The sequence below is a fragment of the Micromonospora sp. DH13 genome, from assembly GCF_020873825.1.
GTDB lineage: Bacteria > Actinomycetota > Actinomycetes > Mycobacteriales > Micromonosporaceae > Micromonospora > Micromonospora haikouensis.
Map to the genome: position 1 here is coordinate 173,056 of NZ_JAHWGR010000010.1, position 10,401 is coordinate 183,456.

Below are 10,401 nucleotides of genomic sequence, written 5' to 3' on the forward strand. Positions count from 1 at the left end.
CCGCCGCCCGCTGTCAGACTCGGCCGCATGTCCAGCACCGGGGAGATCATCACGCTCAGGGACGGTCGCCGGGCGGTGGTGCACCGCCATGGTGCGGACACCGGCCGGCGGGTGGTGGTGTTCTGCCATCCCGCCCCGGGCTCCGGCGCGTTCGACCCCGACCCGGCGGCCACCCGGCTCGCCGGGGTCACCCTCCTCGCCCTCGACCGGCCCGGCTACGGCGGCTCCGACCCGGCCACCGACTGGGCCGACGTGCCGACGGCCGCCGACGACCTCGCCGAGCTGATCGACCAGCGGCGCCTCGGGCGGGTGGCGGTCGCGGGCTGGTCGGCCGGCGGCCGGGTCGCCCTCGCCCTCGCGGCCCGCCGGCCCGACCTGGTGCGCCGGGTGGCCGTGCTGGCCACCCCCGCCCCGGACGAGGAGGTGCCCTGGCTCGACCCGGGCCAGCGCGACCTGACCGCGGGGCTGCGCGACCGGCCGCCCGCCGACGTCCGCGCCCAGCTGGACGCCGCGCTGGCCGGCCTGGTGCCGCCGGACCCCCGGGACCCGGCGGCGTTGCGGCTGCTCGGCGCGGACCCGGCCGACCGGGCCGCGCCGGCCGACCCCGGTGTCGGGACGCGGATCGGCGACATGCTCGCCGAGGCGTTCGCGCAGGGCGTGCGGGGGATGGCGGACGACATCGCCGGCTACTCGCTGCGCCCGTGGGGCTTCACCCCCGACCAGGTCGGGGCGGCCACCCTGCTGCTGTACGGCGCCGACGACGCCCTCGCCGGCCCCGAGCACGGCCGGTGGTGGCGCGACGCCCTGCCCGACGCCCGGCTGGAGGTCGTGCCGAACGCCGGCCACCTGCTGGTGGTGCCGTCCTGGCCCCGGGTCCTCGACCACCTGGTCGGCCCGCCGATGCGGGCGACCTCCGCCCGGGAGGCGGTCGCGTTCATCCGCCGCGCGTCGAGCCCGCCGCGCCCCGTGCGCTAGGCGCGGGCCGGGACCGCCCCTGCGCCTGCCCCGCCCTCGCCCGGCCCTGCCCCGCCGCTCCGCCCCACCCCGACCCCGACCCCGGCGCTCACCTGACGTGACGGCCCGTGGGGGCCGGCTGCCCGGGCCGGCCAACGTGACTCTGCGTCGTGCCCGGCCGGCCCCGCCGGAGCTGCCGTGCCCCCTTTGCTCTGCACCCGTATCCGCAACACCCCGCCCGAGCTGCCCGGATGCCCGGCGGCGAGGGGCGGGGGAGCAGACGGTACGTCACGCGGCGTGGGGTGTTGTGTCCCTGGGTGCAGAGCAAAGGGGGCGGTGGGGGTGGCTGCCGGCGGCCGGGAGGGATTGCGTCGCGTCACCGGCCCGCCGGCGCGGAGCGGGCGTGGGCCGACCGTGCCCGTGCCCCGCGCCCGGTTGCCCTCGGCGGGCCCCCGGAGGGCCGGACACGGCGATGGCCGGGACGGATCGCTCCGCCCCGGCCACCGCGTCGGGCGGCGGGTCAGCCCCGCGCGCCCTGCCCCACCGGACGCCGCCTGTGGTCGGCGTCGGCGAGGTCGTCGAGGTCCTGCTCCGCGCCGTCGTCCACGGCCGCGGCCGCGTCGACCTGCTGCGGGGCGGTCGGCCGCACGCCGCGCAGGATCACCAGCGCGGCGACCGCGCCCACCGCGAGGGCCCCGGCGGCGATGCCGAACGCGTGGTCGTACCCGCGCACGACGGCCAGGTTCTCGGCCACCCCGGCGGCCTGCTGCCCCCGCTGGTGGCTCAGCGCCAGGGAGACGAAGACGGTCAGCCCCAGGGCGCTGCCCATCTGCAGCACCGTGGTGACGATCCCGGAGCCCAGGCCGGCGTCGGCCTCGGACACCTCGTGCAGGGCGGCGTTCTGCATGGCCGGGTTCGTCATGCCGAAGCCCAGCGCGGTCACCACCATGGCCGGCAGCAGGTCGGTCAGGTACGAGCCGTCGACCGAGATCCGGGTGAACAGGGCCACCCCGATCGCCGAGACGGCCAGGCCGGCGGCCAGCGTCGACCGGGGACCCACCTTCATGATCAGCTTGGTGGAGAGGAACAGGCCGGGCATGAACGCCACGCAGAACGGCAGCCAGGCCAGGCCGCTGGCGAGCGGCGAGTAGCCCAGGACGTTCTGGGTGTAGAGGACGATCAGGAAGAACACCGCGGCCGAGCTGCTGGCCACGAACACGGTCGCCACGTTCGCGGTGGCGCGTACCCGGTTGGCGAAGAAGCCCAGCGGCACCAGCGGCTGCGCCACCTTCGTCTCCACCACCACGAACAGGGCCAGGGCGGCGATGCCGACCAGCAGCGGAACGAGCACCGGCGCGGAGTCCCAGCCGTTGCGGGCGGCGTTCAGCACGGCGTTGAGGATCGCGATCAGACCGCCGGTGACCAGCACCGCGCCCAGCCAGTCCGGGCGCCGCCGGCCCTGGGCCGGTGCCCGGCTCTCGTCGGCCAGCTTCGGCAGGAGCAGCATCGGGATCACGGCCAGCGGAATGTTCACCAGGAACACCCACCGCCAGCTCGCCAGGTCGGTCAGCACGCCCGAGAGCAGCACACCGGCGGCGGAGCCCAGCCCGGCCAGGCCGCCCCAGATGCCGAACGCCTTCGCCCGCTCCTTCGGGTCGGTGAAGAGCAGGGCCACCATGGACATCGCGGCCGGCGCGGAGAGCGCCTCGGCGACGCCCTGCAACGACCGGCCGGCCAGCAGCACCTCGCTGTTCTGGGCCAGGCCGGCGGTCGCGGAGGCCACCGCGAACAGGCCGGCGCCGAGGCAGAACACCTTCCGCCGGCCGACCAGGTCGGCGATCCGGCCGCCGAGCAGCAGCAGACCACCGGCGGTGATCAGGTACGCGTTCACCACCCAGGTCAGCGTCGCCTCGGAAAAGCCGAGATCACGCTGGATGGACGGCAGCGCGACATTGACGATGGTGGCGTCCAGGAAAATGATGAACTGGACGAGCGCGAGCAGCGCCAATGCTTTCCAGCGGCGCGGATCGGCCTTCGGGAGATCCTGTTGCGACAGCGTGGCAGCCATTCTGCCGCCTCCTTCCACTTCTTGTTCAGGCGTTCCGCCGGCCCGGTTCCGGTGTCGACGGCGAGGGTTTTCGCATTTACCCACCGGCATGCGCCGGTATGTTCATTCCATAACTTCCGGCGAGCGCGGTCCAACAACCGCCCGGTGCGTTTGACAACGATTGGTTGTCACCACAGGATGGCGTCATGGATCTCGACCTCGCGCTGGTAAGAGCCTTCGTGGTCACCGCCGAGGAGTTGCATTTCGGCCGGGCCGGCGAGCGCCTCGGCCTGTCCCAGCAGGCGTTGTCGAAGCGGATCCAGCGGCTGGAGGAGCTGCTCGACCGGCCCCTGTTCGAACGGTCCACCCGCACCAGCGCGCTCACCGAGGCGGGCCGGCGCTTCCTGGGCCCGGCCCGCGACCTGCTCGCCGCCGGCGACGCGGCGGTGGCCGCGGTGCACCGCCCGGCCACCCCGCTGCGCGTCGACGTCCTGCACGACCGGCTCGGCCCGGCCCGGCTCGTCGCGGCGGTGCTGGCCGGCAACCCCCGGCTGCGCCTGGAGATCAGCGCCCGGCGAGGGCTCTCCCTGGCGTTGCCGGCGTTGCGCCGGGCCGAGATCGACGCCGTCTTCGGCCGGGTCGCCGGTGCCGCGACCGCGACCGCCGTGGCGCACCGGCTGATCCGGCTGGAGCCCCTGGTGGCCGTCGTGGACGCCGGGCACCCGCTGGCCGGCCGGTCGACGGTGCGCCCCGCCGACCTGGTCGACCACGGCGTCTGGGTGCCCAGCCCGGGCAGCGCCGTGGAGTGGGGCACCTACCTGCAGCTCTTCGCCGACCGGTTCGGCATCCCGCTCACCTTCGAGCAGGTCGACAACGTCGGGGCGGACGAGCTGCTGCGCCGGGGCCGGGCCCTGGGGCGGGTCTTCCTCTCCGCCGCCGACGTGGCCAACCCGCAGGCCGACGACCTGGTCACCCTGCCGTTGGTCGAGCCGCGACCGGTGTACCCGTGGTCGCTGCTGTGGCGGCGCAACGACCGGCGGCCCGTCCTGCACGACTTCGTCGACCTGCTGCACGACTACGGCGCGCTGGAGGGGTGGCGGGCCCACGACCTGGCCGACTGCTGGCTGCCCGACGAGGACCGGGAGGTCCTCGCGGCCGGGCCGCCGGCCGGCGACTGACCGGGGCCGGGTCACCGGCTCCACGCCCGGGTACGCCGGGCCGCGGTGCGGGCCGGGCGCAGCGGGGCGGCGTCGTCGCCGGCCGCGCGGGCCACCGCGGCGAGCCGCCGCCGGCGCGCGCCGGGCACCTCGAGCGCCGACCGGCGGGTCGTCGGGTCGGCGGCGAGCTGCCCGACCACCAGCCGTACGTCGTCGAGCAGGGCGGCGGCCGTGGCCTCGTCGAACAGGTCGGCGTTGTACTCCAGCCGGCCGGTCAGCGCCTGCGGCGTGTGTTCGGCGGTCAGCTCCAGGTCGAGGCGGACCGTCCCGTTCGGACAGCCGGCCACCTCCAGCCGGGTCTGCCCGCCCAGGTCGGCGCGGTCGCTGCCCGGCGGCAGGTTGCCCAGGTTGAACAGCACGTCGAACAGCGGGTTGCGGCGGGCGTCCCGGTCGCCGCGCACCGCGTCGGCGAGCCTGCTGAACGGCACGTCCTGCCCCGACACCGCGTCGAGCATCGCGTCGTTGGCGCGGGTCAGCACCTCGGCCCCGGTCGGGTCGCCGGACAGGTCGACGCGCAGCGGCAGGGTGTTGGAGAACGGGCCGACCACCGCGTCCAGCTCCGGGCGGCCCCGTCCGGCCAGCGGCGCGCCGACCACCGCCGCGTCCGACCCGGCGTACGCGGCCACGACCAGCGCGTACGCGCCCAGCAGCACGGCGAACGGGGTGACCCGCAGCCGGTCGGCGACGGCGCTGACCCCGGCGGCGTCGTCGGCGCCGAAGTCGAAGCGGAGCATTCCGCCGCGGAACGTCTGCGCGGCGCCCCGGGGCCGGTCGGTGGGCAGCTCCGCCGGGGCGGGCCCGGCCAGCCGCCGCTGCCAGCGGTCCAGCAGCCGGTCCAGGGTCGGCCCGGTCATCCGTTCCCGCTGCCAGTGCGCGACGTCGCGGAACTGCAGTCGCACCTCGGGCAGGTCCGGTTCCCGCCCCGCGCACCGGGCCCGGTACGCCCCGGCCAGCTCGGTCAGCAGGATGCCGAACGACCAGCCGTCGACCAGGGTGTGGTGGGCGATCCACGCCAGCGCGTGCCGGGTGGGGGAGATGCGCAGCAGCTCCAGCCGCAGCGGCGGCCGGGCGGCCAGGTCGAACGCGGTGCGGGACAGCTCGGCGACGCGCTCCTGCGCGGCCCCCTGCGGGTCGGGCGCGCCGGTCAGGTCGCGCACCGGCACCTGCGGGTCGGCGTCGGTGACCTCCTGGACGAGCCGGCCGTCGGCGAGCACCAGCCGGCTGCGCAGCACGTCGTGCCGGCGGACCACGTCGCGGACCGCCGCCAGCAGCGCGTCGGCGTCGAGCGGCCCGGTCAGGTGGAACGCGAACGACACGTTGTACGCCGGGACGCCCTGCGCGAGCTGGCTGACGAACCAGAGCTGCTCCTGCACGAACGACGCCGGCCCCCGCCCCGCCGGGCAGGCCCCGGGGGTCAGCCGGGGTTCCCCGGTGCCCGCCGCGCCGCCCGCGGCGCCCCGGACCTTCGCCAGCACCCTGGCCCGGTCCTCCTCCGACATGGCGGCCAGTCGGCCCATCAGCGTCCCCATGACTCCTCCTCGCCCGACGGTGCGGCCATCGGTGCGCACCGTACGAGCGGCCGGTTACGCGCCGGTCCCGCCCGCGCGTAACCGGCGGCCAACCGGGGGCGCCTAGCGTCGCCGGCGACCTTGGCGACGTACCAGCGCACACACCGGGAGCGGACAGTCATGACCAACGCGACCACCGGAGAAGACTTCTGGCGCGACTACCCGCTCGTCAGCGAGCGGTACCAGGCCGGCCTGCTCGACGCGGCCGACTGGGCCACCTGGCGGGCCAACCGGCTGCGGGCGGTGCTGCGGCACGTGACGGCCCGGTCGCCGTTCTACGCCCGGCACCTCGCCGGGGTCGACCTCGACGCGGTCACCCCGGACACCCTGGGCCGGCTGCCGTTCACCACGAAGGACGACCTGCGCCGGGAGATGCACGACGTGCTCGCCGGCACCCCCGCCGACGCGCTGATCTACTACGAGACCACCGGCACCACCGGGGCGTCCACGCCCTGCCCCCGCGACGCGAAGGACGTCATGTCCAGCAACGTGCACGTCGAGTGGGCGTGGCGGCGGCTGTTCGACCACTACTTCGACGGCCGCCGCCCGGTGGTCGGGCTGATGGGCCCCTCGGAGCTGTACGCCTTCGGCGACACCTTCGGCGACGTCGCCCAGCGCCTCGGCGCCTGCCACGTCAAGATCTGGCCGGAGTCGCCCCGGGTGGGCTTCCGCAAGGCGCTGCGGCTGATCCGGGAGCTGAACGTGGAGGTCCTCGTGGCCGCCCCGGCGCTCTGCCTGAACCTGGCCAAGGCGGCCCTGCAGAACGGGCTCGACCCGGCGCGGGACCTGCCGGTGAAGCTGTTCACCGTGCTGGGGGAGATCTGCACCCCGGCGTTCGGGGCGAACGTGCGCTCGATCTGGGGCGCGGACGTGCGCCCCGCCCTGTACGGGTCGCAGGAGGCCATGGCGATCGGCACCGGCTGCCACCTGGACCGGCTGCACATCTCCGGGCCGAACTACCTGGTCGAGGTGCTGGACCCCGACTCAGAGGCCAGCCTCGGCGCGTACGGCACCGGCGAGCTGTGCCTGACCATGCTCGTCGACGGCATCAAGCCGCTGATCCGCTACCGCACCGGCGACCTGGTGACCGTCGCCCCGAACTCCTGCGGCTGCGGCGGCCCCGGCGACGTGGTCGAGGTGCTGGGCCGGGTCGCCGACCGGGTCGCGATCGGCGCCGGGCGGTACCGTCCCGCGCAGATCGAGTCGGCCGTGCTCGGCGGCCTGTCCCGCTGCCTCGGCTACCAGGTGGTCATCGACACCGCGCCCAACGGCACCGACGCCCTCACCGTCTACGTGGAACTGCTGCGCGACGGTGCCGCCGACGCCGACGGCTCCGCCGCGCGGGCCGCGCTCGCCACCCGGCTCACCGAGCACTTCGGGGTGCCGACGCGGGTGGAGGTCACCACCGAACTCGACCCGATCACCAACACCGGGGCGTTCGTGAGCTGGAAGGCCGCCCGGATCAAGGACAACCGGGCCGGGGCCGACCGGGACGTCGCCGCCGCCCGGGCCGCCGCCGGCGCGCACTCGCTGCGCAGCTGACCCGCCCCGACACGGTCCAGGCAAGGAGCAGAGATGACACTCGCACCAGCCCGACCGGACACCGTCGTGCCGGTCGCCACCGAGCGCCACCGGGTCCGCGTCGCCGACCCGTTCGCCGCGTACCTCGCGCTGCGCCGCAGGTTCGGCGCCGACCAGGTCTACCTGCTGGAGTCGCCGGCGGGCCCGGCGGGCGACACCCGCCACGCGTACGTCGGTTTCGGGGAGCTGCTGTCGGTCGCGGTGACCGGCCGCGCGGTGACCGTCACCGGCCGGCCCGCCCTGGCCGCCGCCGCCCGGGCGCGGGCCGCCGGGGTCGACGGCCTGGAGGAGGTGCTGCGCGTCGTGCAGGAGCTGTTCGACGCCCCCGCCGGGCCGGGTGACTTCTCCTTCGGCTTCCTGGCGTTCCTCGGCTACGACGCGGCCCGGCACTTCGAGCGGCTGCCGTACCTGATCGAGGGCGGCCCCCGGCTGCCGCACGCCTGCCTGGTGCTGCACCGGGGCCTGGTCCGCTTCGACCTGACGGCCGGGACGGCGGAGCTGCTGCTGCACCGCTCCCCGGCCTGGCCCGACGACCCGGCCGGCGAGCTGGTCGCGTTGCTGGACGCCGCCGACGGGCCGCCGGGCGACGGGGCGGCGGACGGGGCGATGCCGCCGTTCGCGGTCACCGACGACGTCGCCGAGGACGACTACCGTCGGGCCGTCGACCGCTGCCTCGGGCACATCGCGGCCGGCGACATCTACCAGGTGCAGATCGGCCACGAGCTGACCATCCGCAGCGACGCCGACCCGGTCCGGGTGTACGAGCGGCTGCGCCGGCGCAACCCGTCGCCGTACATGTACCTGGCCCCGCTGGCCGGGCAGACCGTCATCGGGGCGAGCCCCGAGCTGTTCGTGCGGGTCGAGGACGGCACGGCCACGATGCGGCCGATCGCCGGCACCGCCGCGCGCACCGGCGACCCGGCGCGGGACCGGGAGGCGGGCCGGCGGCTCGCCGCCGACCCGAAGGAGATCGCCGAGCACATCATGCTGGTGGACCTGTGCCGCAACGACATCGGCCGGATCTGCCGACCGGACACCCTGGACGTGCCGGAGACCCTGGTCGTCGAGCGTTACTCGCACGTGCTGCACCTGGTCTCCACCGTCACCGGCGCGGTGTCGCCGGAGCTGGACAGCTACGACGTGCTCGCCGCGCTGTTCCCGTCGGGCACCATGACCGGCGCGCCGAAGATCCGCGCCATGGAGATCATCGAGTCGACGGAGGCCAGCCGCCGGGGCCTCTACGCCGGGGCGATCGGCCTGATCGGCGTCGGCGGGTACGTCAACCTCGCCCTGTGCATCCGCACCGTGCTGCACGACGGGCAGAGCTACCACACGCGGGCGTCCGCTGGCGTGGTCGCCGACTCCCGGCCCGAGCGGGAGTGGCGCGAGACCCTGGCCAAGCTGAGCGCCGGCTACTGGGCGGTCACCGGAGAGGAGCTGCTGTGAAGGTCCTGCTCGTCGACGCGTACGACAGTTTCGTGCACATCATCCGCCAGTACCTGCTCAGCGCCGGCATGGAGGCCGAGGTGGTGCGCTCCGACGCGATCGGCGTCGCCGACGTGCCGGACACGGGGGCCGACGCGCTGCTGCTCGGCCCCGGCCCCGGGCACCCGGCGGAGAGCGGCCACGTCGAGCTGGTCGAGGCGTACGCGGGGCGGCTGCCGATCTTCGGGGTCTGCCTCGGCCACCAGGCGATCGGGCTGGCCTTCGGCGCGCGGGTGCTGCGCGCCCGGCACCTGATGCACGGCAAGACCAGCGAGATCCGCCACGACGGCCGGGGCGTCTTCGCCGGCCTGCCCCGCCCGTTGACCGCCACCCGCTACCACTCGCTCATCGTGGACGGGGCGAGCCTCGCCGGCACCGACCTGGTGCCGACGGCGCACGCGGCCGACGACGGGTACGTGATGGCGCTGCGGCACCGCCGGCTGCCGGTGGAGTCGGTGCAGTTCCACCCGGAGAGCGTCCGTACCCAGCACGGCCTGGCGATGCTGACGAATTTCCTCGCCGCCTCGCGGCTGCCCGCCCCGGCGTGACCCCGGTCGTGCCCGTGCCCCGCCATGTCGCCGACGTGGCGGGGCACCGCCTCGTCGGGCGGGGCGCCGGCCCACCGCACGGGCGGCCCGGGGGCACCTGCCCTGCCACCGACCGGGCCGCCGGCCTCGTCAGGCCGCCGGGCCGAGCAGCCGGAGCCGGCCGTCCGGGGCGCGCACGGCCCGCCAGGCGGTCGCCACCAGCACCGAGTGCCCGCCCGGGTCGGACGGGTCGGGCACCAGCCACCCGGCCGAGCGCAGCGGGCTGTCGGCGACCACCCGCGCCAGCCAGGGCGCACCGACGTACAGCCGGCCCACGGCGGCGGGAACGAGGCCGTCGTCGAGCACCTGCCAGTCGCCGCCGGGCAGCGCCCCGGCGGGCGGGGCCGTCGCGCCCTCCGGGCCGAGGGCGAGCGGGTCGCCGCGCAGCAGCGGGCCCCACACGGCGGCCTCGACCGCGCCGGGCGGCACGGCAGCGGCGTCCGCCGGGTCCCCGTCGGTCGCGCCTGACCGGGCGGCCAGCACGAGGTGGCGGTGGGCCAGCAGCAGGCCCCCGAGCGGGGTCACCCCGCTCAGCACGTACGCCGGGTCGTCCGCCCGCACCGGGCGGACCAGCGCCCGGCCCGAGCCGTGGCGACGTCGCCAGGGCAGCACGCGGACGCCGTGGCGACGGGCCGATCCGGCCCACTCGGGCTCGGCGAGCACCAGCCCCAGGCCGACCCGCGCCGCCCCGCGCCCGTCCCCGGACGGCATCGGCAGGTACGCGGCCCCGCTCTTGAGCGCGGCGAGCCGCCCGACGACGGCGTCCGCCCCGCCGCGCAGCAGCAGTCCGACCGTGTCGCCGGGGCGCACCCCGTGCTCGGCGAGCAGCCGGGCGAGGTCCCCGGAGCGGCGGTCGAGGTCCCGGAAGGTCGTCGGGTGTCCCTCGTGGACGACGGCGGGGGCGTCCGGGTTGGCGGCCGCGACCGTGGCCAGCAGGCCGGGCAGGGTCTGCACCGTGGGGT

At 76.2% G+C, this 10,401-nt stretch carries 8 protein-coding genes; 5 read left to right on the forward strand and 3 right to left on the reverse strand.

Annotated elements, in window-relative coordinates; genetic code table 11:
* Positions 1 to 27: 27 nt before the first annotated feature.
* Positions 28 to 975 carry an alpha/beta fold hydrolase gene (locus tag LPA42_RS12925; protein WP_077939817.1) on the forward strand — a complete coding sequence of 316 codons (948 nt, stop codon included), beginning with the start codon at positions 28 to 30 and terminating at the stop codon, positions 973 to 975.
* Between the two features lie 499 nt (positions 976 to 1,474).
* Here LPA42_RS12925 and LPA42_RS12930 read toward each other — a convergent pair whose 3' ends face one another.
* Positions 1,475 to 3,022 (reverse strand): MFS transporter, encoded by a 1,548-nt coding sequence (locus tag LPA42_RS12930; RefSeq protein ID WP_158229501.1) that lies wholly within the window; start codon positions 3,020 to 3,022, stop codon positions 1,475 to 1,477.
* A 185-nt stretch (positions 3,023 to 3,207) separates the two neighbouring features.
* Between LPA42_RS12930 and LPA42_RS12935 the strand changes: the two genes are divergently transcribed.
* Positions 3,208 to 4,179 (forward strand): LysR family transcriptional regulator, encoded by a 972-nt coding sequence (locus LPA42_RS12935; protein ID WP_077939820.1) that lies wholly within the window; start codon positions 3,208 to 3,210, stop codon positions 4,177 to 4,179.
* 11 nt (positions 4,180 to 4,190) lie between these two features.
* Here LPA42_RS12935 and LPA42_RS12940 read toward each other — a convergent pair whose 3' ends face one another.
* Positions 4,191 to 5,747 carry a condensation domain-containing protein gene (locus tag LPA42_RS12940; RefSeq protein WP_077939821.1) on the reverse strand — a complete coding sequence of 519 codons (1,557 nt, stop codon included), beginning with the start codon at positions 5,745 to 5,747 and terminating at the stop codon, positions 4,191 to 4,193.
* 159 nt (positions 5,748 to 5,906) lie between these two features.
* Between LPA42_RS12940 and LPA42_RS12945 the strand changes: the two genes are divergently transcribed.
* From LPA42_RS12945 to LPA42_RS12955, 3 genes are read left to right on the forward strand one after another with little or no spacing between them, the layout of a single operon-like run.
* Positions 5,907 to 7,328, forward strand: a complete 1,422-nt coding sequence (locus LPA42_RS12945; RefSeq protein ID WP_077939822.1) for a phenylacetate--CoA ligase family protein — start codon at positions 5,907 to 5,909, stop codon at positions 7,326 to 7,328.
* A gap of 33 nt (positions 7,329 to 7,361) precedes the next feature.
* A complete protein-coding gene (locus LPA42_RS12950; protein ID WP_077939823.1) occupies positions 7,362 to 8,813 on the forward strand; it encodes an anthranilate synthase component I family protein in 1,452 nt (483 codons plus the stop codon).
* A complete protein-coding gene (locus LPA42_RS12955; RefSeq protein ID WP_077939824.1) occupies positions 8,810 to 9,400 on the forward strand; it encodes an aminodeoxychorismate/anthranilate synthase component II in 591 nt (196 codons plus the stop codon). Before LPA42_RS12950 ends, LPA42_RS12955 begins: the two co-directional genes overlap by 4 nt.
* 129 nt (positions 9,401 to 9,529) lie before the next feature.
* Here LPA42_RS12955 and LPA42_RS12960 read toward each other — a convergent pair.
* Positions 9,530 to 10,401, reverse strand: an 872-nt coding sequence (locus LPA42_RS12960; RefSeq protein ID WP_228986575.1) for an AMP-binding protein, incomplete at its 5' end; no start/stop codon positions are given.

Coding starts and splice junctions, on each gene's coding strand:
- LPA42_RS12950 (WP_077939823.1), top strand. CDS start 7,362: ATGACACTCGCACCAGCCCGACCGGACACCGTCGTGCCGGTCGCCACC.
- LPA42_RS12935 (WP_077939820.1), top strand. CDS start 3,208: ATGGATCTCGACCTCGCGCTGGTAAGAGCCTTCGTGGTCACCGCCGAG.
- LPA42_RS12930 (WP_158229501.1), bottom strand. CDS start 3,022: ATGGCTGCCACGCTGTCGCAACAGGATCTCCCGAAGGCCGATCCGCGC.
- LPA42_RS12925 (WP_077939817.1), top strand. CDS start 28: ATGTCCAGCACCGGGGAGATCATCACGCTCAGGGACGGTCGCCGGGCG.
- LPA42_RS12940 (WP_077939821.1), bottom strand. CDS start 5,747: ATGGGGACGCTGATGGGCCGACTGGCCGCCATGTCGGAGGAGGACCGG.
- LPA42_RS12945 (WP_077939822.1), top strand. CDS start 5,907: ATGACCAACGCGACCACCGGAGAAGACTTCTGGCGCGACTACCCGCTC.